The sequence below is a fragment of the Sphingobacterium sp. B29 genome, from assembly GCF_001952815.1.
GTDB classification, from domain to species: Bacteria; Bacteroidota; Bacteroidia; order Sphingobacteriales; family Sphingobacteriaceae; genus Sphingobacterium; species Sphingobacterium siyangense.
The window spans coordinates 3,908,858-3,932,261 of sequence record NZ_CP019158.1 but is presented as its reverse complement, the minus strand read 5'-3'; the positions used below and the strand labels follow the sequence as shown (position 1 = coordinate 3,932,261).

General features: G+C 41.3%; 20 protein-coding genes. 16 read left to right on the top strand and 4 right to left on the bottom strand.

Going from position 1 to position 23,404, the window contains the following annotated elements; genetic code table 11:
• The first annotated feature begins 2 nt into the window (after positions 1-2).
• Positions 3-2,183 carry a DUF4954 family protein gene (locus tag BV902_RS16685; RefSeq protein ID WP_075992900.1) on the top strand — a complete coding sequence of 727 codons (2,181 nt, stop codon included), beginning with the start codon at positions 3-5 and terminating at the stop codon, positions 2,181-2,183.
• A gap of 166 nt (positions 2,184-2,349) precedes the next feature.
• On the opposite strand, the gene BV902_RS16680 is transcribed toward BV902_RS16685, so the two are convergent.
• From BV902_RS16680 to lgt, 4 genes are all read right to left on the bottom strand, one after another.
• Positions 2,350-2,916: a helix-turn-helix domain-containing protein gene (locus BV902_RS16680; RefSeq protein ID WP_075992899.1), complete on the bottom strand. Its 567-nt coding sequence runs from the start codon at positions 2,914-2,916 to the stop codon at positions 2,350-2,352.
• A gap of 422 nt (positions 2,917-3,338) precedes the next feature.
• Positions 3,339-3,881, bottom strand: a complete 543-nt coding sequence (locus BV902_RS16675) for a L,D-transpeptidase family protein (protein WP_075992898.1) — start codon at positions 3,879-3,881, stop codon at positions 3,339-3,341.
• Positions 3,882-3,975: 94 nt separating this feature from the next.
• On the bottom strand, positions 3,976-5,166 hold the full coding sequence (trpB, locus tag BV902_RS16670) for a tryptophan synthase subunit beta (protein WP_216640366.1): 1,191 nt from the start codon (positions 5,164-5,166) through the stop codon (positions 3,976-3,978).
• Between the two features lie 156 nt (positions 5,167-5,322).
• Positions 5,323-6,138, bottom strand: a complete 816-nt coding sequence (lgt, locus tag BV902_RS16665; RefSeq protein WP_075992897.1) for a prolipoprotein diacylglyceryl transferase — start codon at positions 6,136-6,138, stop codon at positions 5,323-5,325.
• A gap of 317 nt (positions 6,139-6,455) precedes the next feature.
• Between lgt and BV902_RS16660 the strand changes: the two genes are divergently transcribed.
• The 15 genes from BV902_RS16660 (at position 6,456) to BV902_RS16585 (ending at position 23,389) form a co-directional block, all read left to right on the top strand.
• Entirely contained in the window at positions 6,456-7,529 is a 1,074-nt protein-coding gene (locus tag BV902_RS16660) for a M42 family metallopeptidase (protein ID WP_075992896.1), read from the top strand.
• 36 nt (positions 7,530-7,565) lie between these two features.
• A complete protein-coding gene (locus BV902_RS16655; RefSeq protein ID WP_046672455.1) occupies positions 7,566-7,907 on the top strand; it encodes a DUF3467 domain-containing protein in 342 nt (113 codons plus the stop codon).
• Between the two features lie 417 nt (positions 7,908-8,324).
• Entirely contained in the window at positions 8,325-9,833 is a 1,509-nt protein-coding gene (locus BV902_RS16645; protein WP_075992894.1) for a carbon-nitrogen hydrolase family protein, read from the top strand.
• Between the two features lie 29 nt (positions 9,834-9,862).
• Complete coding sequence (locus BV902_RS16640; RefSeq protein ID WP_075992893.1) at positions 9,863-11,905, top strand: M13 family metallopeptidase; 2,043 nt, start codon at positions 9,863-9,865, stop codon at positions 11,903-11,905.
• 160 nt (positions 11,906-12,065) lie between these two features.
• Positions 12,066-12,377, top strand: a complete 312-nt coding sequence (gene rplU / locus BV902_RS16635) for a 50S ribosomal protein L21 (protein ID WP_028068281.1) — start codon at positions 12,066-12,068, stop codon at positions 12,375-12,377.
• Between the two features lie 44 nt (positions 12,378-12,421).
• Complete coding sequence (gene rpmA, locus BV902_RS16630; RefSeq protein WP_046672918.1) at positions 12,422-12,685, top strand: 50S ribosomal protein L27; 264 nt, start codon at positions 12,422-12,424, stop codon at positions 12,683-12,685.
• A gap of 324 nt (positions 12,686-13,009) precedes the next feature.
• Entirely contained in the window at positions 13,010-13,753 is a 744-nt protein-coding gene (locus BV902_RS16625; protein ID WP_075994835.1) for a hypothetical protein, read from the top strand.
• Positions 13,754-13,758: 5 nt separating this feature from the next.
• Entirely contained in the window at positions 13,759-14,349 is a 591-nt protein-coding gene (locus BV902_RS16620) for a hypothetical protein (protein ID WP_075992892.1), read from the top strand.
• 236 nt (positions 14,350-14,585) lie between these two features.
• Positions 14,586-15,554, top strand: a complete 969-nt coding sequence (locus BV902_RS16615) for a formylglycine-generating enzyme family protein (RefSeq protein ID WP_075992891.1) — start codon at positions 14,586-14,588, stop codon at positions 15,552-15,554.
• 26 nt (positions 15,555-15,580) lie between these two features.
• Positions 15,581-16,894, top strand: a complete 1,314-nt coding sequence (locus tag BV902_RS16610; protein WP_046672915.1) for a Gfo/Idh/MocA family oxidoreductase — start codon at positions 15,581-15,583, stop codon at positions 16,892-16,894.
• A 12-nt stretch (positions 16,895-16,906) separates the two neighbouring features.
• Positions 16,907-17,929 carry an FAD:protein FMN transferase gene (locus BV902_RS16605; RefSeq protein WP_075992890.1) on the top strand — a complete coding sequence of 341 codons (1,023 nt, stop codon included), beginning with the start codon at positions 16,907-16,909 and terminating at the stop codon, positions 17,927-17,929.
• 15 nt (positions 17,930-17,944) lie between these two features.
• The gene (locus tag BV902_RS16600; RefSeq protein ID WP_075992889.1) at positions 17,945-18,868 is read left to right on the top strand and encodes a hydroxypyruvate isomerase family protein; all 924 of its coding nucleotides are present in this window, start codon (positions 17,945-17,947) and stop codon (positions 18,866-18,868) included.
• 95 nt (positions 18,869-18,963) lie between these two features.
• On the top strand, positions 18,964-20,208 hold the full coding sequence (locus BV902_RS16595) for a nucleoside permease (RefSeq protein WP_075994834.1): 1,245 nt from the start codon (positions 18,964-18,966) through the stop codon (positions 20,206-20,208).
• Positions 20,209-20,250: 42 nt separating this feature from the next.
• Entirely contained in the window at positions 20,251-21,936 is a 1,686-nt protein-coding gene (locus BV902_RS16590; protein WP_075992888.1) for a GMC oxidoreductase, read from the top strand.
• A gap of 19 nt (positions 21,937-21,955) precedes the next feature.
• Positions 21,956-23,389 carry a Gfo/Idh/MocA family protein gene (locus BV902_RS16585; RefSeq protein ID WP_075992887.1) on the top strand — a complete coding sequence of 478 codons (1,434 nt, stop codon included), beginning with the start codon at positions 21,956-21,958 and terminating at the stop codon, positions 23,387-23,389.
• The last annotated feature ends 15 nt before the right edge of the window (positions 23,390-23,404 follow it).

Sequence of the window (23,404 nt, the reverse complement as noted above, 5' to 3'; positions counted from 1 at the left end):
CGATGAGTGTATTGAAGAAGAAACCTTTGGAACAGCTGGGCTATGGATTTATCCCAGATGAGTTTATTCCAACAGGACAGGACGAATATACCCTGCGCTTTCAGCAAAACCCGCGTAATGACTATCGTGATCTGACGGAAACGGAGGTTCAACAGTTGATTAACAATGGAAACTGGTCCAGAGACTGGTCCAAGGTCAAAGTATCGGCAGTCTTTGATCCGAATCAGGTTCAGCACTGTAAATTCTATGGTCTGGTCCGTATTGGCAATTTGAGTCCGAGTTACCTGGATTACCGCAATTTGCAGCTGCCCATTGGCCTGTATCATTCGACGATCATCAGTTCGGACTTTGGCGACGATGTTGCTGTCCACCATGTGGGTTACTTGTCCTACTTTATTGTTGGTAATGAAGTGCTGTTGAGCCAGATCAAGGAAATGGAGACCGGTAGTACAGCCAAATTCGGTAATGGTATTCTCCGTGATGGTGAAGAGTCAGAAAAACGGATCGAGCTGGAACTCTGCAACGAAAATGGTGCCCGTTCGGTTTACCCTTTTGATGGTATGCAGGCTGCAGATGTGTACCTATGGACCCGCAATCGACATGATCATACTTTACAGCAGCGATTTGGAGAACTGACTGATCAGAAATTTGGAAGTCAACGGGGCTATTACAGTCAGATTGGCGACCGTTGCGTCATCAAAAATACGTTAACGATCAAGAATGTCAAGATCGGAACTGATGCTTATATCAAAGGGGTGAGTAAGCTGAAAAATGTAACCGTCAATTCCTCGCAGGAATCGTATACACAGATCGGAGAGGGTTGTGAGCTTGTTAATGGAATTATTGGCTATGGCTGTCGTATATTTTACGGCGTTAAAGCTGTACGTTTTATCCTGGCTTCCTATTCGCAGTTGAAATATGGCGCGCGCCTAATCAACTCTTATTTGGGAGACAACTCGACAATTTCCTGTTGTGAAGTGTTAAATTCCTTGATTTTTCCAGCGCACGAACAGCACCATAACAACTCGTTTTTATGTGCGGCATTGGTGATGGGCCAAAGTAATATGGCTGCTGGAGCAACCGTAGGATCCAATCACAACTCCAGAGCTGCGGACGGTGAAATTATTGCGGGACGTGGTTTTTGGCCTGGACTCTGTGTGAGCCTAAAACACAACTCCAGGTTTGCATCGTATTGCCTTATTGTAAAAGGGGATTTTCTGCATGAACTGGATATCAAGTTGCCTTTTACCTTAGTGAGCAATGACGTACAACATGATCAACTGGTCTTGATTCCGGGGTATTGGTTTATGTACAATATGTATGCTTTGGTACGGAATGCCAATAAGTATGCGGCGCGGGACAATCGACATTTTAAAAACCAATATTTTGAATACGATATGTTGGCACCGGATACGGTGAATGAAATGTTTGAAGGGATGGATATGCTGGCCTTGGCCGTGGCAGATAGTCTCCACAATGCAGTTGGGAAGGATAAGCACGAACGTATTGTTGCCGGCCGGGCACTGCTTGCCAACAACATGGACCTAAAAGATCAGACAATTTTGCTGCAAGGAGCCGAAAATTCACGCAGACCGACTGTTATTCAGAAGGTTGGCGAGGCTTATCATTTATATCGTTCGTTTATTAAATACTATGGTGTACTGCACCTGATGGATGCCCTCGAGGAAGACCTGTCACTGCAGGATATTATTGGAACCTTATCGGGTAGATCGCGTACGAGCTGGGAAAATATAGGTGGACAGCTGATCGAAAGCAATGCCCTGCAAACTTTCCTAGATGACGTCAAATCAAAAAAAATAGATTCATGGGATGATATTCATGAATTCTATCATGATAAAAGTAAAGCATACCCCTTAGATAAACGTGAACATGCACTCTTGTCTTTAATAGAAATCTTAAATTTGGAAGGTATGGTTTTATCAACAGATAAAATTGTATCTTTGTTGGATCAGGCGCTTGGACACCGTATCTGGATTGGTGAACAGATTTATAAATCCCGTGCCAAAGACTACAAAAATCAGTTCAAAAACATGGTTTATGCCAATGATGAAGAACGTGATATTGTGGTAGGAAAACTAGAGGAAAATTCTTTTATCAATCAACAACAAAAAGAATTAGAGATATTTAAGATAAGGGTTGCTAATTTGAAAGGGCAATTTTAAAAGAAAGGCTTCCGCTCGGAAGCCTTTTCTTTTTTTGTGAACCACGTATTAACGGTCTTGACAGCTGGTAATATCCCAAAAGTGGCGTTGTATATTCTTTTTCTGCGATAGCCAGAAGTGGTCAAACTTTGATTTCTTCCTGTGCTGTGAAGCGCATCGCAGGTCCTTAGTCGTTGATCTTATCGAGTGGTTTGCGTTTATTGTCTTTGATCTGCTTAAAGTGGCTTGGCGTCAATCCGGTTACTTTTTTGAATTGATTGCTTAAATAAGCAACACTGGAGTAATTGAGTTTATAGGCAATTTCACTCAACGTAAGTTCATCGTAAACCAATAACTCTTTGACATATTCAATTTTCTGGCCGATGACGTATTTTTCGATGGTTATGCCTTCAACATCCGAAAAAAGATTGGAGATGTAGTTGTAATCATGGTGCACTTTCGTGCTGATGATTTCGGAAAGATTAAGGGTGGTGTCGTTATGTTGATTACGGATAAGATCCAATACGATATGTTTTACCTGTTCGATGATGACGGTTCTTTTATCGTCAATCAATTCAAAACCAAGTGCCGAAAAATTTGAGGCAAGTTGCTTGCTCTCCGCTTTGGTCAGCTCTTCTTCAATCTCAACCTGGCCCAAAGAAATATGCTTAACATGGAGATTGAGCTTAGCCAATTCATTTTCAACAACCATAATGCATCTATTGCATACCATATTCTTTATTGCAAGTTTCATATATAAATTATTACTGATTTAAGTCTGCATCCAATGGTAGTTATGAATGCTTCACATATTGTCGTTTAGAGGTCCTATGGAATTTCCTGTTGATTTTGTGCAGGTGTATTTAATTCTTGGATGCCGTGCATGCTGTGATGTGGTCATCGGTATTTGTGTTTATCACATTGGATATTCCATCGGAATTATTTTAAATACAAGTTACTAATGTAAACTCAAAAATCGATAATTTATTAGACATGGGGTTGTAATATTTCGGGTTTATCTTGTAGTATTTTGAAAACGGGGTATAGGGTTAAATAGGGGGAACGGCTAAGCGGCCAGCGGATGAGCGTAATGGGCGGGCCATTCGACGCTTTAGCCTTGAGGACGTTAGGGGTATGTTTCAGTCAAGAGTTATTTTAGTTATGTCTTTATTCCAGTTAGGGTTTTATTTCAATAGCTGTGCCTATCGGAACAGCATCAAAAAGTTCGTCAATCTCTGCATTTGTAAGTGCCATACAACCGAAAGTCCAGTCCATGTGGCGCTGCAATTTACCGATAAAGCCTAGTCCGTTTCGAAGTCCGTGGATCTTGATGTCGCCACCGGCATCTTTTCCTAAACTTTTGGCGTGGGCAATATCCTGTTCATTTGGGTAGGAGACCCCCAGGTTTTTGTGATAGCTGCTATATTGATTTTTATCGTTGATCGTGTAAAGCCCTTCGGGTGTTTTTAAATCGCCTTCAAATTCTTTGGCGCCCACAGGTTGGCCGCCCAATGAAATACGGTAAGATTTTAGGAGCTTTCCCTTACTATAGGCCAATAGTGTTCTTTTTGATTTATAGACGATAAGCTTGTCTACTTTGGCATGCTGATCCAACGTTGGTTCTGGATAAAGATTATAGCCTATCAGGCCCAGGCAAAGTAAGATGACGAGGCTGATTACTGTTTTTAAAACTATTCGACGATTTCTTGGTCGCTTCATCTTGGAGATTGTTAGCTAATGGATAAAACGTTTAGACCGAGTGCCTAACCTAGGGCCCTGCACTCGGCCTACTCATGTATTTTGATGCTGCAGCTTAGAATTCGCGGTCAACATCTTTGTCGCCACGTCCCGAGAGGTTCACAATAGCGACTTTGTTTTTGTCTTTTAGCAATTTCACCGCAAGGGCAACAGCATGGGATGATTCAATGGCCGGAATAATACCTTCCAGTCGGGAAAGTAGCTTGTAGGCTTCAATCGCTTCTGCATCTGTCACGGGGTGATAGTTTGCACGATTGCTATCTTTTAGCTGGGCATGTTGTGGCGATATCCCCGGGTAGTCAAGGCCTGCAGACACCGAGGTTGACGGGATCGGGTTGCCCTCATCATCGACCAAACAGTACGAAAAGGTTCCCTGGAATACGGTTGGTTTGCCAAAAGAAAGTGTCGCAGCTGTTTTTGGATAAGTTCCGGTTCCACCGCCTTCGCCACCATGAATTTCGACCTCATGATCATCGAGGAAACCCGAAAATAAGCCAATGGCATTTGAGCCACCACCTACACAGGCGAAGATGCTGTCTGGAAGGCGCCCTTCCTGATCAAGTATCTGCTGGCGTGCTTCCTTACCGATAACGCTTTGAAAATAGCCGACCATTTTTGGATAGGGGTGCGGGCCGACATGAGATCCCAGTAGATAATAGGATGTTGGATTTTCAACGTAATACATCAAGGCCGCATCGACGGCATCCTTCAATGTACGGCTACCTAAGTTGGTCGTTACAACTTCGGCGCCTAACAATTCCATGCGTTTGACGTTCAGCGCCTGGCGTGCAGCGTCAATTTCGCCCATAAATACTTTACATGGTATGTTTAACAATGCAGCCGCTGTTGCTGTTGCAACACCGTGTTGACCGGCGCCAGTTTCGGCAATGATCTCTGTTGCTCCCATCTGTTTGGCCAGAAGAATTTGACCGATACAGTTGTTTATCTTGTGGGAACCAGTATGGTTGAGATCTTCCCGCTTTAAATAGATTTTGGAACCGATATACTCACTTAAATTCTTGGCGTAATATAAAGGTGAGGGACGACCGACATAATGTTTTAAGATTGCAATAAACTCTTTCTGAAATTCTTCTTTTTGGACATGGCTATCGAAAAAAGAAGCCAGTTTATTTAATTGCTCTTCCAGTACCGGGGGGATATAAGATCCGCCGTACGCTCCATATTGGCCATTGTATTGAAGCATCTTTTCGTTTGCTTCGACAGATGCTGCTTGTGTTAGACTCATTTTAGGCTTAAGTTTCTTGTTGTAAAAGGATATATTATTTATTGAAGCCTAATATAGTAATCTTTGTAGGTATTGGGAAAAAAAAACAGGCATCTTTTCTAGAAAAGATGCCTGTTAAATCTTGTATTTGCAAACAAGGATATATTGCGCCCTGTTTTAAGCTTTGGTTTTCCGGAAGATAAAGTAGAAACCCACCAGGATAAAAGGTATACTCAGTAATTGGCCCATGTTTAAAGCCATACTTTGCTCGAAGGCTTCCTGATCAATTTTAAAATGTTCCAACACCATACGTGCACCAAATAATAAGACTAGGAATATGCCAAATAATTGACCTTTTTGGCGATTGGGGTTCGATTTGAATAGGGAACCGATGATAATAAAGATCAAAATATAGGCGATTGCTTCATAAAGCTGTCCCGGATGGCGCGGTACATTGTCGACACGTTCAAATACGATAGCCCAAGGTAGATCTGTAGGCGTACCAATTATTTCAGAATTGAAGAAATTTCCGATACGGATAAGTGCACCGGCAATAGGGACTACGACAACCAATCGGTCCGCTAGCCATAGAAAGTCGGTTTTTGTTTTTCTGCAGAATAAATATAATGCGAGGATAATTCCGATGGCGCCACCGTGAGAAGCCAAACCTGCAAAGCCGGTGATATGAAATCCTGTTTTATCCCATTTAAATGGAAGGAAGATTTCAAGTATATGATCTTTGTAATAGTCAAAATCGTAAAATAGGCAGTGTCCTAATCGAGCTCCGATCAAAGTGCCCAGGAAAATATAAATTGAAAGCTGATCCAGCTGCTCTTGTGTGCGGCCTTCCTTTTTGAATATACGCAACATGATCACGTATGAAACAAAAAACGCTAATAACCAGCATAAGGCATAATAGCGAAGGGCAAAGGCGCCAAAGTTGAACATTTCAGGGTCAATATTCCAATGTATTGCACTTAATATTGAATTCATAAATTTTATAGCTGTTTAAATTACTTTGGAGTAAAGATAAGCTTTAATCTCATTTTTTATTCCTACAATTTGTTTTTAAATATAATATCATTGGGCTGCGAACTTAATTTATTCATCGTGAATGAAATATTGTCTTTTGCTGATCCTTTTTACTAAAATAAAGGGCTATGATCTAAAATAAATTGCGCAAACAATATTTCAAAAAACATTTTTACTTTTGCATTTCATTGAAATTTTCATATTTTGACGAAAGTAAATAGAAAAGGAAAAGATGGCAGAAAAAAACAAGAAAAAAAGAGCCGAAGCACAACGCGGTTGTGACTAAAGATTCGCTTTCATTTTTTGAAAAATATATCAATAATGCTTCTCCTACAGGATTTGAGTGGGAAGGACAGCGACTGTGGTTGGATTATTTGAAGCCTTATGTCGATGATACATTCGTTGACAACTACGGTACAGCTGTAGGGGTAATCAATCCAAAAGCGGAGTACAAGGTCGTTATAGAGGCTCATGCGGATGAGATTTCTTGGTTTGTCAATTACATTACCAAAGATGGACTGATCTATGTGATTCGTAACGGTGGTTCGGATCACCAGATTGCACCGTCTAAGCGCGTGAATATCCATACGGAAAAGGGCATTGTCAAAGCTGTATTCGGCTGGCCGGCAATTCATACACGTTCGGGAGAGAAAGAAGAAAATCCTTCGCTGAAAAATATCTTTTTGGACTGCGGCTGTAGTACCAAAGAAGAGGTTGAAGCCCTGGGTATACATGTGGGTTGTGTTATTACCTACGAAGATACATTCTCTATCCTCAACGACCGTTATTATGTTGGGCGGGCTATGGACAATCGTGCCGGTGGTTTTATGATCGCTGAGGTTGCTCGTTTGCTAAAAGAGAATAAAAAGAAATTGCCATTTGGATTATATATCGTAAATTCGGTGCAGGAAGAGATTGGTTTACGTGGCGCCGAAATGATTGCAGATCGTATCAAACCGAATGTCGCTATCGTAACCGATGTGACACATGATACACAAACTCCGATGATCAATAAGATCACGCAGGGAGATCTGTTTTCAGGAAAAGGCCCTGTATTGTCTTATGCTCCAGCGGTTCAGATCAATCTGAATAAACTGTTGGTGAAGGTTGCTGAAAAGAATAATATTCCTTTCCAGCGTCAGGCTTCCTCTCGTTTTACAGGAACTGATACGGATGCATTTGCCTATAGCAATGGTGGTGTACCGTCGGCATTGATTTCCTTACCGCTCCGTTATATGCACACAACAGTGGAGATGGTACATAAAGAAGATGTTGACAACGTGATCAGATTGATCTACGAGACATTATTGAATATCGAGAACGGACAAGACTTTAGAACATTTACAAAGTAGAATTTAAGAATATATTAACTTATCATTAGAATTATTATGGAAAATAACCAAAATCAAAACGAATTGAGCATTGAGTTGACAGAAGAAGTAGCAGAAGGAACCTACTCAAATCTTGCGATTATCACTCACTCTAATACTGAATTTGTGGTTGACTTTATCCGTGTGATGCCAGGAGTGCCAAAAGCAAAAGTGAAATCAAGAATCGTTTTGACTCCAGAGCATGCAAAACGCTTGTTAGGTGCATTGGTTGATAACGTGAACCGTTTCGAAGCATTAAATGGCCCAATTAAAATGGACTTAGGTGTTGCTGAACAACCTCAACAAGGTGGCGATCCTACAGTTGCATTCCCTTTTGGAACGCCACAAGGTCAAGCATAGTTGAGAGCAGCTATCATTGAGATATCAGAAGCGCCAATTGAACATTGGCGCTTTTTTTTGGCTTTATTTTTAGTAAGTCTTTCCGATACTCCGATTCGGTTCATGTATGAAAAAGACGATGATCCTAACTGCCTGTTAAGATATTGGATCATCAAGATCTATATTAAAATTGAAACATCTGCATACTAGGTAGTAATTATTAACATTTTTTAATCAATGTTTAGACAGTAATAAGTCAGTGCATATTCAGTGTACACTGAGCAAGCACTGAACGAGCACTGAACAATCACTGAGTAAGCACTGTCTAAAATACGAAATTGTATGCCATCTGGTGTTCGCTTGTTGCCTATTGCTAGTTTTGGACTTGGCCTTTACTTTTACTAAATTTAAATAACTAATTTCAAAAAGGAGATTTATATGGATATTCAAGTGCGTAACTTGACAAAGAAGGATTATGTTGATTTGAAAAAATCGATGGAACAGGCTTACGATGGTGTTGGCGAAACCTGGTCAAAGGAAAATATTCAGGATTTGATAGAATTATTTCCCGAAGGGCAGTTATGTGTGGAGATTGATGGACATGTGGTGGCTTGTGCCTTGTCGATTATCCTGAATTCAAAGAAGAATAATATTTACGATAGTTATTATGATATTATCGATGACGGTAAGTTTACCAAACATAGTGATGATGGAGATACATTGTACGGAATAGAAGTGTTTGTTCATCCGGCACATCGGGCCCTACGTCTTGGACGCCGTCTCTATGATGCACGTAAGGAGCTGTGTGAACAGATGAACCTCAAATGTATTGTTGCCGGTGGGCGTATTCCCAATTACCATAACTATGCGGATAAAATGAGTCCGCGGGTTTACATCGAGAAAGTCAAACGTAAAGAGATCTATGATCCGACGCTGACCTTTCAGCTTTCAAATGATTTTCATGTCAAAAAAATACTTAAGCACTATCTGCCCGAGGATGCTGAATCCATGGAATTCGCTACTCTGTTGGAATGGAATAATATTTATTATGAGTCAGAGACGCGCTCCATTTCGACGACCAAGCAGACGATCCGCTTGGGGCTGGTGCAATGGCAGATGCGTTTGTTTGATAATCTAGAGGCATTTTATGATCAGATCGAGTTTTTTGTGGATACGGTGAGTGATTATGGAACAGATTTTATCATGTTTCCAGAATTCTTTAATACGCCACTCATGAGCCCCTATAACGATCTTCCGGAGCGCCTAGCAATGGAAAGGCTTGCCCAACATACATCCGAAATTATCGATCGTATTCAACAGTTTGCTGTATCCTACAACGTCAATATCATTGCGGGATCCATGCCCTTGATGGAAAACAAAAAGCTCTATAATGTTTCCTACCTCTGCCATCGCAACGGTAAGCTGGATGAGTTTAAAAAAATTCACATCACCCCAAATGAATTTAAATATTATGGTATGGTGGGCGGAAGTGAGGTGAAGGTGTTTGACACCGATTGTGGGAAAGTGGGACTGTTGATCTGTTACGACGTAGAGTTTCCTGAACTGAGCCGTATTTTGGCCGATCAGGGGATGCAGATCCTATTTGTGCCCTTTATGACGGATACCCAAAACGGATACATCCGGGTGCGTACCTGTGCACAGGCCAGGGCGATAGAAAATGAATGTTATGTGGCTATCGCAGGCTCCGTGGGCAATTTGCCGCGTGTGAATAATATGGATATACAATATTCGCAGTCCGCTGTTTTTACCCCTTCGGACTTTGCTTTTCCCAATAATGCCATTAAAGCTGAGGCGACACCGAATGCCGAAATGGTGCTTATTGCCGACGTTGATCTTTATGCCCTGAGAGACCTGCATGAGTACGGTACCGTTAAAGTCAAGAAGGATAGACGGAAGGATCTGTATGAAGTGAAACTTTTGAAGTAAATTTAAATACTCTTTTAATCTCTTAAAATATGATACAAAAAGTCAAATGGGGGACGCTATCCATGGTCTTAATGATGATGTCATGTCAGTCAAATAAGAAAAGCGATACTGCTCAGGAGGTCCGCACAAATTTTTTTGATGTCTCGGGCATGGACACTACAGTGAATCCAGGAGATAATTTCTTCCAATATGCGAATGGAAGCTGGATGAAAAATACCCAGATCCCGGCTTCTGAAACTGGCTGGGGTTCATTTTATATTCTTGCTGATGAAAACCTGGCAAACCTGAAATCTATTTTGGAGAGTGCGGCGAAGTCTGACAACAAAAAAGGTTCCGATCAACAAAAGGCCGGCGATTTCTATGCGAGTGGTATGGATACGGTGACGATTGATAAATTGGGCGCGAAACCGATCGAAGGGGCCATTCAAAAAATCAATGGGTTGAAAAGTATCGATGAATTGATTGCTTATGCTGCGGATGGATTTAAAGAGGGTGATGGTGATCTTTTTACATTTTATGTGGCTGCAGATGACCGTATCAGCACTAAAAATGCATTACAATTTTTCCAGGGTGGACTCAACCTGCCTGAAGCAAGTTATTACTTGGATCAGGATGACAAAGCGAAGAAAATACGGGAGGCCTATGTTGCGTATCTGGTAAAATTATTTGGACTGATCGGCGAAGGGGCAAATGCACAAAAGTCGGCGGAGGAAGTGCTGCGCTTGGAAACAGAAATAGCCAAATCGCATGCTACACCGGTGGAATTGCGCGATCCCATCAAAAACTACCATAAATTTGCGGTACAGGAATTTCAAAAGCAAACACCAAACCTCAATTGGAAAGATATTTTGCAACGTTTGGATGTAAAGACCGATACCATTTTGGTACAGCAGCCCAAATTTTATCTTGCTCTCAATAATTTGTTGAAATCACAGTCCTTAGCTAGTTGGAAAACAAAACTAAAAGCAGATTTAGCGAATGCTTCTGCGACGGCACTGAGCAAAGGTTTCAGAGATGCAAAGTTTGAATTATTCGGAAAAACCCTCAATGGACAGAAACGGGAGAAAGAGCGTTGGAAGCTGATGGTGAGCTCGGCCGACGAGAACCTTGGCGAGATTGTCGGAAAGTTGTATGTGGATGAGTATTTTAAACCCGAAGCAAAAAAACGAATGCTCGAATTGGTCGACAATTTGCAAAAAGTCTATAAGAACCGTATCGAGAAATTGGACTGGATGACGCCTGAAACCAAAAAGAAAGCAATTGAAAAATTGGAAGCGTTCACCAAAAAAATCGGCTATCCGGAGAAGTGGAAAGATTACAGTGATGTGGAGGTTGCCAAAGATACCTACTATGCCAATTTACAGTCTGCTGCAAAGCATGCCTATAAAGAAATGGCAGGTAAAATTGGTAAACCGGTTGACAAGGCCGAATGGCTGATGACGACACCTACGGTGAATGCCTATTACAATCCACCATATAATGAAATAGTATTCCCGGCCGGCATCTTACAGTTTCCATTCTTTGATGCCAATGCGGACGATGCGATCAATTATGGCGCTATCGGTGCCGTTATCGGACACGAGATGACACATGGTTTTGACGATCAGGGGCGTCAATATGATAAAGACGGTAACTTGAACGATTGGTGGACGGCAGTGGATGCGAAACAGTTTACGGAACGCGCCAATCAGGTAGCGAAGTTATATGGTGGCTTTACACTGTTGGACAATCAACATGTAAACGGTGAGCTTACTTTAGGTGAAAATCTGGCAGATATCGGCGGTTTGAATATTGCTTATGATGCTTTCAAATTAACCAAGCAAGGGCAGGGACAGGATAAAATTGATGGTTTTACACCAGATCAACGTTTCTTCCTGAGTTTTGCGCAAGTGTGGCGCGTAAAGAGCAGCGATGAGCGCATGCGGTTACGTTTAAAAGTTGATCCACATAGCCCCGAACAATTTCGGGTAAATGGTCCCGTATACAATATGGAGGCCTTCTATAAAGCATTTAATGTACAACCTACGGCAAAAATGTATGTAGCACCTGAGAAGAGAATTTTGGTTTGGTAAGCGAAAACTGGGGTGAACAGCATTGTCCCGATACGGATTAAGACAATGCTGTTCAACTGATAACGTTTAATTGGAAACGAAAAAGTAAATTTGTCTTTGAATTATGATAAAAACTGATTACTTTTGCCCTTCATTTAATAACACATTTAATTAATTAACAATGTACGCAATAGTAAATATAGCAGGACAGCAATTTAAGGTTGCAAAAGACCAGTTCCTTTTTGTACACCGTTTACAAGGAGATGAAGGCGCTAGTATTGAATTTGACAATGTATTGTTAGCAGAAGACGGTGGTAAATTTACCATTGGTACACCTAGCGTTGCTGGTGCAAAAGTTTCGGCTAAAATTTTGTCTCATTTAAAAGGCGATAAAGTTATCGTTTTCAAGAAAAAACGTCGTAAAGGCTACAAAAAGAAAAACGGTCACCGTCAACAATTTTCTAAAATCCAGATCACTGGTATTACGTTATAATTGAATTTTTAATCAGACAAATAGTCTTAAATTAAGATAAAGAAATGGCACACAAAAAAGGTGCGGGTAGTTCTAAGAACGGCCGTGAGTCACATAGCAAGCGTTTAGGTATCAAAATCTTCGGTGGTCAACAAGCAATCGCTGGTAACATCATCGTACGCCAACGCGGTACCCAACACAATCCTGACACAAACGTTGGTATTGGTAAAGACCACACATTGTTCGCTTTAGTAGACGGTAAAGTAGTTTTCCGTAAAAAAGCTAACAATAAATCTTATGTATCTGTAGTTCCTACAGAACAAGCGTAAGGTTTTGCAACAATATTGGAAAGGCATCAAGAAATTGATGCCTTTTTTTGTTGTTTATACTTTTAGCTACTGTTCCGATGTGTCTGCTATCGGGTGATGCTGGAGCAGGATAGCAGGCTGCTCTGCGGAATTGCTACCTGGTATATTGAATTTATCGTGCTTGGTACTGAGCTTTTTAAGCTTTTTGGGCTGTTTAAATTGTTATTTTCTGTTAAATGTAACCGTTTTGGTACAATTTTTATAAAGGATAGGTGTTTTTAAGACAATAGGCAAAGCATTCGTAAATATCACTGGATGCAAGCACGATTGAATAAATACTTACATATGAAATACAACAAGTTTGGATATGGTTTGTGTGCCGGGTTATTTGCCTGTTCATTTTATTCCTGTAGTTCGATTTACATGCCCAATGTGCCTTCAGCGCCGATGTTTGCAGAAGCTGGCGAGGTCTATGTTTCCGGCAATATCAATTCAAAGGCCAATGTATCGGCCAACCTGGGGGTAGCTGTAACTGATCATGTGGCTGTCATTGCCAATGGTTCATATGTCGATAATAGATCCAATATCAAAGACTATGCACAAAAGATGGGTGAAGCGGGGATAGGTTATTTTACACGCTTTGGTAGAAAAAATAATCGTGTATTTGAGGTTTACGGGGGCTATGGGCTGGGTAATACCAGCGTGGTTGATAAGCGTTCGTCGACGATGGGACAGGCCGTTGTGGAAACGAAGGACATGGATTTTGACAAGGTGTTTGTGCAGGTGAACTTTTCATCGGAGAAAAAGGATGCTCTGAAATTGTTCGGCAACCGGCATGATATCGATTACGGTACCATTATCCGGCTGAGCAATATGCGTATGAAAAATTTTGCTATTGATGGTCTTCCGGCAGAGAAAGAAGATAATATGCTTATTGAACCTGTATTTTATACAAGAATGGGGTTAGGGAAAGGATGGAAGTTGCAATATACGAACGGTATGGTATTCGGTTTTAAAAGTAATACCTATTTAAAAGCAGGTTACCCATTGTTTACACTGGGAGTTTTATATAAATTTGGAGGAAAATAGTGGCTATGAGCAAGAAAATTTTATTTGGATGTTTGGTTCTGCTGGGTTTGTTTATTTCCGGCTGTGGTGTGAATCGACAAAAGGCACAGATCGAAAATTTGGCGAAATGTAAGTTCGATGTGGAATCGGTAGATAGTATTCGGTTGGCTGGAACATCATTGCAACGACTGATCAGGAATAATCAAATTGACCTGGGAGCGGCGCCGAGCTTGGCATTGGCCTATTTGCGGAAAGATATTCCATTGGATGCAGTTATCCGACTTAAAATTGATAACCCGACGCTCAAAAAAGCGTCTATTAATAAGTTCCAGTATATCATTCTTTACGGCGGACAGCAGCTTGTGGAAGGGATTGTGAATCAATCATTACAAATAGAGCCCGGAGAATCTACAGTGGCCAATGTGCGTATAGCCACCAATATCTATGATTTGTTGAAGAATTCGGACCTGCAGGATTTTTTAATGTCAAGCGATGAGAATAAAAAGGGAATATTTACGTTAAAAGTTAAACCTTCTATCAATATCGCAGGGCAGTCGGTGTTCTACCCGGGGTATATTACCATCGATAAGGCGGTAAGTCGTAAGATTCTGCTTTAGACACAGGCATGCTGTGATAAGATATCGAGGTTTTCCATGAAAATGGAAAACCTTTTTTATTGATCTTGATTTTCAGGCTAATTAAGTTCCCAGAGGATCCTAATCAGTATCTTGCTAAATCGTTATTACGAATGGACTATTATGTTAAGAATTAAACTGTAATAAAAAAGTTATAGTGTCAAAGTGTAAAGTATACACCTTATTTTATATTTTAGTCTCTAATTACAAACCTAAATATGTTAAAAAGAATCTTTATTCCTGTTTTGTTATTTGCTGGCGTGCACGCTATGGCTCAGAAGACGTTCGAACCGTATGAGCAACCCATTGAAGGAACCAATCTGACGTTCAAAATGCTAGCAATCCCTGGTGGTAGTTTTAAAATGGGAACTACAAGCGGCGGGAAAGAAGATGAAAAACCTGCACATGAGGTGAAGTTGGACCCATTTTGGATGGGGCAGTATGAAGTAACCTGGGATCTCTTTGAACCGTTTCTGTATAAAGATTATGAGATCGCAAAGAGTAAGGACGGTAAAGTATCCAAAGAGATTGATGCCGTTACGCGACCTACCAAACCCTATTTGGATATGACTTTTGGTTTTGGAAAAGAAGGACACCCGGCCTTGGCGATGACCCATTACAATGCCATCCAATTCTGTAAGTGGTTGTATGTCCGTACGGGTGTGTTTTATCGTTTACCAACAGAGGCTGAGTGGGAATATGCAGCCCGAGCTGGTTCAAAGACAACTTATTTTTTCGGTGATCAAGCAACGCCATTAGCAGATTATGCCTGGTTTAAAGATAACGGTGAACAGAAAACACATATTGTAGGACAGAAGAAACCGAACCCTTGGGGCCTTTATGATATTTATGGCAATGTTGCTGAGTGGACTTATGACCAATATAAGGCCGATAGTTACAATGAAGGCAAAGGAAAGGTATTGACCAACCCCGTAGTTGTTCCGACAACCCTGTATCCACATGTTGTACGAGGTGGTGCTTTTGACAGTGGGGCCGAGGACATGCGCTCTGCAGCGCGTGGTGCTTCAGATCCCGTGTGGAAACAGTTGGATCCACAAATTCCAAAAAGTAACTGGTGGTTTCCGGAAGCCCCATTTGTGGGTATGAGACTGGTAAGACCCCTTAATCCACCCAGTCACGAAGAAATTATGGCTTATTACGACAAACAGCCAATCAAAGACTTTTAATATAAAATAATCAATATAAAACTGTTATGGAAAATCTAGAAAGAAGAGATTTTATTAAAACTTCTGCTGTAGTTGCTGGGGGCGCTGTGTTGAGCTCAATGCCTTTATCAGGTGCATATGCTGCTGGTTCAGATGTTATCAAAGTTGCCTTAGTGGGCTGTGGGGGCCGCGGAACTGGAGCTACATTTGATGCGTTAAGTTCGGGAATGAACATTAAAGTGGTGGCACTTGCAGATGCTTTTAAAGATAATTTAGAAAGTACTTATAAAACGCTGAAAGAAAAATGGCAAGATAAGATCGATGTAAGTGACAACCATAAATTTGTAGGGTTCGATGCGTATAAAGATGCAATTCAATTGGCCGATGTTGTTATTTTGGCAACTCCTCCAGGATTTAGACCAATGCATTTTGAGGAAGCGATCCGTCAAGGTAAACATGTTTTCATGGAGAAACCGGTAGCGGTTGATATACCTGGTGTACAACAGGTCTTACGTGTGGCTGCAGAAGCTAAACGTAAAAAATTGAATGTTGTGGTTGGTTTGCAACGCCGTTATCAAACGAATTACCGTGAGGCTATCAAACGTATTCACGAAGGTGCTATCGGTGATGTTACCTCTGGACAAGTCTACTGGAACTCAGGTGGCGTATGGGTGCGTCCGCGCAAGCCAGAGCAAACTGAAATGGAGTACCAAATGCGTAACTGGTATTATTTTAACTGGTTGTGTGGCGATCATATCGTTGAGCAGCACGTGCACAATATTGATATCGCCAATTGGGTAAAAGGCGCTTATCCCGTATCGATCCAAGGTACAGGGAGCAGAGCACACCGTACAGGCAAAGAGTATGGTGAAATCTATGATAATTTTGCATTAGAATTAACCTATGCTGATAACAGTGTTGTTTATAGTCAGTGTAGACACTTTGAGGGTATACATAACCGTGTAGACGAGCAATTCCAGGCAACAAAAGGACGTGCTTATCTTTCTGCAGGTGGACAGGCTGTATTGTACGACTGGAAAGGAAAAGAAATCTATCGCCATGATGCCAAGGGCAATCCAAATCCTTATCAACAAGAACATAAAGAACTTTTTACAGCAATTTCGAAAGGCGAATATAAATTTGATAATGCAGAATATGGTGCTTATAGTACGTTGACAGGTATTATCGGGCGTATCGCTTGTTATACAGGTAAGGTGATCAAATGGGATGAAGCCTTGAAATCTACTATCAAACTGGGGCCAGATGTACTTGCCTGGGATGCTAAACCAAAGTTACTTCCGGATGCAGAAGGTTTTTACCCTGTAGCGATGCCTGGTCAAAACACAAACCTATATATTTAAGTTTTGGGGCCGATGGGATTAAGGTGGAATTTGTGTCTTCTATTTTTTGTCACGATTTGTTGCATTGATGTACAGGCGCAAATACCATCAACGAAACTCCATAAAATTCGGCTGGAGGGACCCGCGCAGGGCACTCAATTCCATATCACTTACTTCGCTTCCGACAGTCTTGTTAGACGGTCGGAAGTTGACAGTATTTTAACGGCGATCGATTTGTCGATGTCAATTTATCGGAAGGACTCGAGAATATCCAAGTTCAATACAGATACGGTAATGTCTATCGTGATGGATAGTCATATGGCCAAGGTGATAAAAGCTTCCTTTAAATATCATAAATTATCGAAAGGTCAATTCGATATTACTATTGCCCCGCTAGTCAACCTATGGGGCTTTGGTGCTAATAAGAGTCCGGTCGCCCCAGATTCGGCGACAGTGCTAAAAGCGAGGGAACTGATGGGAATGCACTATCTGAAGGTTAGCGGCAATCGGCTGTTCAAAAAGAAGAAAGGGATTAAAATAGATGTCAATGGTATTGCCCAGGGCTATACGGTGGATGTTTTGGCCGACTTTCTTGGGCGAAAGGGAATTGCCAATTATATGGTAGAGGTCGGTGGTGAAATCAGGGCTTTGGGGACTCCGCCAGGTGGACAGGGCTTTTCCATTGGTATTGTTCAGCCCGATGATGCGGGCGGGGAGGAATTGATGACCGCTGTTGCGCAGCTCAAAGAAGGGGCGCTCACAACGGCCGGCAGTTTTGAAAAGTTTATTAAGTACAAAGGGAAAAAATTGGGTCATCATATCGACCCTGTTTCGGGTTTTCCATACATGACCGATATATTGAGTGTCAGCGTCTATGCGAAGACTGCTATGGAAGCAGATGCACTGGATAATTATTTTATGGGCATGGAACCCGAACAAATTAAGACAAAGGCCAAAAAATTGAAGGGTGTGGAGGTTTTTGTCATTTTTAAAAATAAAAATCAGTCCATTGAAGCGATTTATTCGGATGGATTTGGTAAATTATTTAAAAATTAATCAATTATAAATAAAATGAAGAGATCGGATTTTATTAAAGGTAGTCTTTTGGCCGCCGGGGCAGGACTAGCTGGGCAGACTTTTGCGTCAACCACTCAAAATACAGCAAATACGATGGATAAAGGAAAGACATTTAACTTAAATTATGCCCCCCATCAGGGGATGTTCAAAAATCATGCAGGTGACAATTTCCTGGATGAAATTCGGTATATGTATGATTTGGGATTTCGTGGAATAGAAGATAATGGCTATTTGGGCAGAACATTGGATGAGCAGAAGAAGATCGGTGATTTATTGGCTAAGTTAGGCATGACAATGGGTGTATTTGTTGTGGATGGCGGACAAAACTGGATGCCTTCTTTAGCGACGGGTAAACAAGAGTATTTAGACAAGTTTGTCGAAACATGCAAGAAGTCTGTCGAAGCTGCCAAGCGCTGCAATGCAAAATGGCTGACTGTGGTCCCTGGCTTTTATGAAAGAAAACTGCCTTGGGGTAATCAGTTCAGCAACATACTTACTGCGATGCGTAAGGGTGCTGAGATCTTTGAACCACATGGTTTGGTGATGGTGTTGGAAACCTTAAGTGATACACCAGATTTATTTTTGCAGCAAACACATGAGACGTATGCTTTATGTAAGGCCGTGAACAGTCCATCCTGTAAAATTTTATATGATATTTATCATATGCAGCGTACCGAAGGAGATTTAATTGCAAATATGAATCGTTGCTGGGATGAAATTGCTTATATTCAAATCGGCGATAATCCAGGCCGTAAAGAACCGACTACAGGAGAGATCAATTATAAAAACGTATTCAAACACATTCATAGTAAAGGATATAAGGGTATCATGGGGATGGAACATGGTATTTCCAAACCTGGTAAAGAGGGTGAGGATCGCTTGGTGGCGGCTTATCGGGAGGTCGATAGCTTTTTGTAATATTTTAATAGTGTACTATTGACAATTAGATTTAATTTCTTAAATTGAGCAGGTAAAACCAATTAGTAGTATTGTAAAACACCATTTTTTTTATGATTTCATCAACAATAAAATTTAAACTATCCTTCATGATGTTCCTCGAATTTTTTATTTGGGGGGGATGGTTTGTCACATTAGGTACTTTCTTGAGCAAAAATCTACATGCAACGGATTTTGAAATGGCCAATGTATTTTCAACACAGTCATTGGGTGCTATTATTGCTCCCTTTATTGTCGGAATGATTGCAGATCGCTATTTCAATGCGGAGCGTATTTTGGGTGTTTTACACTTGGTCGGTGCGGTATTGATGTATCAGATGTATGGTGCTGCAGATATGTCGACATTTTATCCGTATGTATTGGCCTATATGATACTTTACATGCCAACATTAGCTTTGGCTAGTTCGGTTTCCTTTCGCCAATTAACCAATCCGGAAAAACAATTTTCAGGTATACGTATCTGGGGAACAATCGGTTGGATTGTTGCAGGTCTTGCAATCAGTTATATCTTTAGATGGGATGCTGCTGCATCAGAGGGAGCCTTGAAAAATACCTTCTTAATGTCAGGTGTTGCCTCATTGGTACTCGGGGTGTTTTCTTTTGCATTGCCTAAAACACCGCCGGTTAAACTGGATGAAAATGAAAAACCATCCTTTGCATCAATCATTGGTCTGGATGCGATCAAATTATTGAAAGACAAAAACTTTTTGATTTTTTTCATTTCGTCGGTATTGATCTGTATTCCTTTGGCATTTTACTATTCAAATGCAAATTTGTTCCTTTCAGAAATAGGTCTGGAAAATCCAACGGGTAAAATGACAATCGGTCAGGCATCGGAAGTATTGTTTTTATTAGCCTTACCTGTATTTTTTACAAAATTTGGCTTTAAGAAAACAATCCTTGTGGGGATGTTGGCTTGGGTAATCCGTTACCTGTTATTTGCTTATGGCAATGCGGGTGAATTATCGTTCATGTTGTTGATCGGTATTGCATTGCACGGTATCTGTTATGACTTTTTCTTTGTTTCGGGACAGATTTATACAGATAGCAAAGCTGGTGTTAAATACAAATCAGCAGCACAGGGCTTGATCACTTTGGCAACCTATGGTGTTGGACAATTGATCGGCTTCTGGGTAGCAAGTTATGTCGGAGACAAGTACAAAGAATTGAAAGCAACTGATATGGCGGCATTCTGGAATCATACTTGGGTTGTACCTGCAATTATCGCAGCTGTTGTATTTTTTATCTTTTTAGCTTTATTTAAGGACGAAAAGATCGACAGTACAAATGCTGCACATTAAACAGAAAAAATAACTATTTAAAAACAAATAATTAGAAGAGAGATGGCAACAAATACTTATGACGCAATTGTAATCGGTTCGGGGATAAGTGGTGGATGGGCTGCGAAAGAATTGACAGAGAAAGGGCTGAAAACAATTATGCTGGAGCGTGGTCGTAACATTGAACACATCAAGGATTATACTGCGCCAAATAAAAATCCATGGGAATGGCCTCATGCTGGCGGTCGTACGCAACAAATGATCGAAGATTATCCGGTTTTGCGTAGAGATTATCCTTTGAATGAGAAGAACCTGGATTTTTGGGTAAATGAAAAAGAGAGTCCATATACCGAAGTAAAACGTTTTGACTGGTACCGTGGGTATCATGTTGGTGGACGTTCTTTAATGTGGGGAAGACAATCTTATCGTTTGGGTGATTTGGATTTTGAAGCTAACTTGAAAGATGGCCACGGTGTGGATTGGCCGATTCGTTATAAGGATATTGCCCCTTGGTATAGTTATGCTGAAAAATTTGCGGGTATCTCTGGAAATAGAGATGGTGTGCCATCTTTGCCCGATGGAGATTACATGCCTGCAATGGCGATGAACATTGTTGAAAAAGACCTGGCTGAGCGTTTGAAAAAACAATATGGTGGTCAACGTCATTTCATCATGGGTAGAACAGCAAACATTACCGTTCCGCATCATGACCGTGTAAATTGTCAATATCAAAATCAATGTTGGTTGGGCTGTAACTTTGGTGCTTATTTCAGTACACAATCGGCGACTCTTCCTGCGGCAAAAAAGACAAATAACTTGACATTACGTCCTTTTTCCATCGTAACAAAAATTATCTACGATAAAAACACGAAAAAGGCAAAAGGCGTTGAGATTGTTGATGCTGAAACAAACCAAACTTATGAATTTTTTGCTAAAGTGATTTTTGTTTGTGCATCTGCATTGAACTCGACTTGGGTATTGATGAACTCGGCTACAGATGTTTGGGAAGGCGGACTTGGTAGTAGCAGCGGTGAATTGGGCCACAATTTGATGGATCACCATTTCCGTTGTGGTGCTGGTGGTAAAATAGATGGCTATTTGGATAGCTATGTATATGGCCGTAGACCAACAGGTTTATATGTACCACGATTCGTGAACGTCGAAGGTGATACCAAAAAACGCGACTATGTACGCGGATTTGGCTACCAAGGTGCTGCGGGTCGTGGACGTTGGTCTGGTGCTGTTGCCGAGATGGAAGTAGGTGGCGCTTGGAAAGATGCAATCTGTGAGCCAGGCGACTGGACGGTTGGCTTCACCGCATTTGGGGAAACCTTGCCATATCACGAAAATAAAATTACACTTGACAAGAGCAAAAAAGATAAATGGGGCTTACCTGTATTGTCTTTTGACGCTGAGATCAAGGATAATGAATTGAAGATGCGTGGTGACATGCAAAATGAAATGAAGGAAATGTTGGAAAGCATTGGCGTAAAGGATACCTATACATACGATAACGTATATGGTCTGGGTCAAGGTATCCACGAAATGGGAACTGCCCGTATGGGACGTGATCCAAAAACTTCGGTATTAAATGGTAACAACCAAGTTTGGGATGCATTGAATGTTTTCGTAACGGACGGTGCATGTATGACTTCTGCAGGTTGTGTCAACCCTTCATTAACGTATATGGCGCTTACTGCTCGTGCGGTTGATTTCGCAGTGAGCGAATTGAAAAAAGGTAACATCTAATAGCTAAAGATTGATAACAATGGAAAATAACTCAAATAAGACGAGTAGAAGAGGTTTTATAAAGAGCGCGGCAACAGCTGCTGCGGCTTTTATGATCGTCCCTCGCCATGTATTGGGCGGAAATGGCTTTACAGCTCCAAGTGACAAATTACAAGTAGCAGGTATTGGTGTAGGGGGTAAAGGTTTTAGTGACATCAACGCATTCCATGATTCAGGAAAAGCAGATCTAGCTTTCTTGTGTGATGTGGACGACCGTCGTGCAGCTGGTGCGTTGAAACGTTACCCGAAAGCAAAATATTACAAAGACTACCGTGAGATGTTGGATAAGGAGCACAAACGTATAGAAGCCGTTTCTGTATCAACTCCAGATCATCAACATGCGATTCAAGCGCTTGCAGCTATGCAATTGGGTAAACACGTGTACGTTCAAAAACCGTTGACTCACGATGTATGGGAAGCGAGAGCATTGACGCATGCAGCTAAGAAATATAAGGTTGTTACCCAAATGGGAAATCAAGGTGCATCAAATGATGGACCGCGTTTTGTACGTGAATGGTACGAAGCAGGTCTGATCGGTGATGTACATACGGTATATTGTTGGACAGATCGTCCGGTATGGCCTTCAGGTATTGCATGGCCTACAGGTAAAGCTGAAATTCCAAAAGAATTGGATTGGGACCTTTGGTTAGGTACAGCGCCGCATAAAGAGTATGTTGACAAATTGGTGCCTTTCAACTGGCGTGGCTGGTGGGATTATGGTACTGGCGCATTGGGCGATATGGGCTGCCACTTGTTGGAAGTTCCTTTCAGTACTTTAGGATTGACTTATGTACAAGATGTACAGGCAACTGTTGGATCGGTGTATGTGGATGAGTTCAAACGCGGATATTTCCCTGAAAGCTGCCCTCCATCGAGCCATGCGACATTAACTTTCCCTAAAACGCCACGTACAAATGGTCCTGTTACCTTACATTGGATGGATGGTGGTATTCAGCCTGCCCGTCCAGATGAATTAGGTCCAAACGAAATTTTTGGTGACGGTGGTAATGGTATCTTACTTGTCGGTACAAAAGGTAAAATCCTTGCTGATACCTACGGCCAAAATGCACGCTTGTTACCTACTTCGAGAAAAGAGCAAGTGGCACAGAAATATGCCCGTGTTCAAGGACAAGAAGGCGGACACTATGCACAATGGGTTGAAGCTTGTCAAGCTGGATACGGCAAGAAAGAAGTGAGCTCACCTTTTGAAATAGCAGGTCCGTTGACAGAAGCTTTATTAATGGCTAACCTGGCGATCAGAGGGGCTGATTTACGTATTGATGGTAAATACCCTGGACGTAACTTAAAATTGTTGTGGGATAACGATAACATGCGTGTCACCAATTTTGACAACGTCAATCAATATGTAAAACGTAATTACAGAGAAGGTTGGGAAATGAAATATAATTTCTAAAATTAAGATATTTAG

What these genes read in the sequence shown, in the direction of transcription:
- BV902_RS16645 (WP_075992894.1), top strand. Translation starts at nt 8,325, where the DNA reads ATGGATATTCAAGTGCGTAACTTGACAAAGAAGGATTATGTTGATTTG.
- BV902_RS16625 (WP_075994835.1), top strand. Translation starts at nt 13,010, where the DNA reads ATGAAATACAACAAGTTTGGATATGGTTTGTGTGCCGGGTTATTTGCC.
- BV902_RS16620 (WP_075992892.1), top strand. Translation starts at nt 13,759, where the DNA reads ATGAGCAAGAAAATTTTATTTGGATGTTTGGTTCTGCTGGGTTTGTTT.
- BV902_RS16605 (WP_075992890.1), top strand. Translation starts at nt 16,907, where the DNA reads ATGGGATTAAGGTGGAATTTGTGTCTTCTATTTTTTGTCACGATTTGT.
- BV902_RS16615 (WP_075992891.1), top strand. Translation starts at nt 14,586, where the DNA reads ATGTTAAAAAGAATCTTTATTCCTGTTTTGTTATTTGCTGGCGTGCAC.
- BV902_RS16655 (WP_046672455.1), top strand. Translation starts at nt 7,566, where the DNA reads ATGGAAAATAACCAAAATCAAAACGAATTGAGCATTGAGTTGACAGAA.
- rplU (WP_028068281.1), top strand. Translation starts at nt 12,066, where the DNA reads ATGTACGCAATAGTAAATATAGCAGGACAGCAATTTAAGGTTGCAAAA.
- BV902_RS16590 (WP_075992888.1), top strand. Translation starts at nt 20,251, where the DNA reads ATGGCAACAAATACTTATGACGCAATTGTAATCGGTTCGGGGATAAGT.
- BV902_RS16675 (WP_075992898.1), bottom strand. Translation starts at nt 3,881, where the DNA reads ATGAAGCGACCAAGAAATCGTCGAATAGTTTTAAAAACAGTAATCAGC.
- lgt (WP_075992897.1), bottom strand. Translation starts at nt 6,138, where the DNA reads ATGAATTCAATATTAAGTGCAATACATTGGAATATTGACCCTGAAATG.
- BV902_RS16600 (WP_075992889.1), top strand. Translation starts at nt 17,945, where the DNA reads ATGAAGAGATCGGATTTTATTAAAGGTAGTCTTTTGGCCGCCGGGGCA.
- BV902_RS16640 (WP_075992893.1), top strand. Translation starts at nt 9,863, where the DNA reads ATGATACAAAAAGTCAAATGGGGGACGCTATCCATGGTCTTAATGATG.
- BV902_RS16610 (WP_046672915.1), top strand. Translation starts at nt 15,581, where the DNA reads ATGGAAAATCTAGAAAGAAGAGATTTTATTAAAACTTCTGCTGTAGTT.
- BV902_RS16680 (WP_075992899.1), bottom strand. Translation starts at nt 2,916, where the DNA reads ATGAAACTTGCAATAAAGAATATGGTATGCAATAGATGCATTATGGTT.
- BV902_RS16585 (WP_075992887.1), top strand. Translation starts at nt 21,956, where the DNA reads ATGGAAAATAACTCAAATAAGACGAGTAGAAGAGGTTTTATAAAGAGC.
- trpB (WP_216640366.1), bottom strand. Translation starts at nt 5,166, where the DNA reads ATGAGTCTAACACAAGCAGCATCTGTCGAAGCAAACGAAAAGATGCTT.
- BV902_RS16685 (WP_075992900.1), top strand. Translation starts at nt 3, where the DNA reads ATGAGTGTATTGAAGAAGAAACCTTTGGAACAGCTGGGCTATGGATTT.
- rpmA (WP_046672918.1), top strand. Translation starts at nt 12,422, where the DNA reads ATGGCACACAAAAAAGGTGCGGGTAGTTCTAAGAACGGCCGTGAGTCA.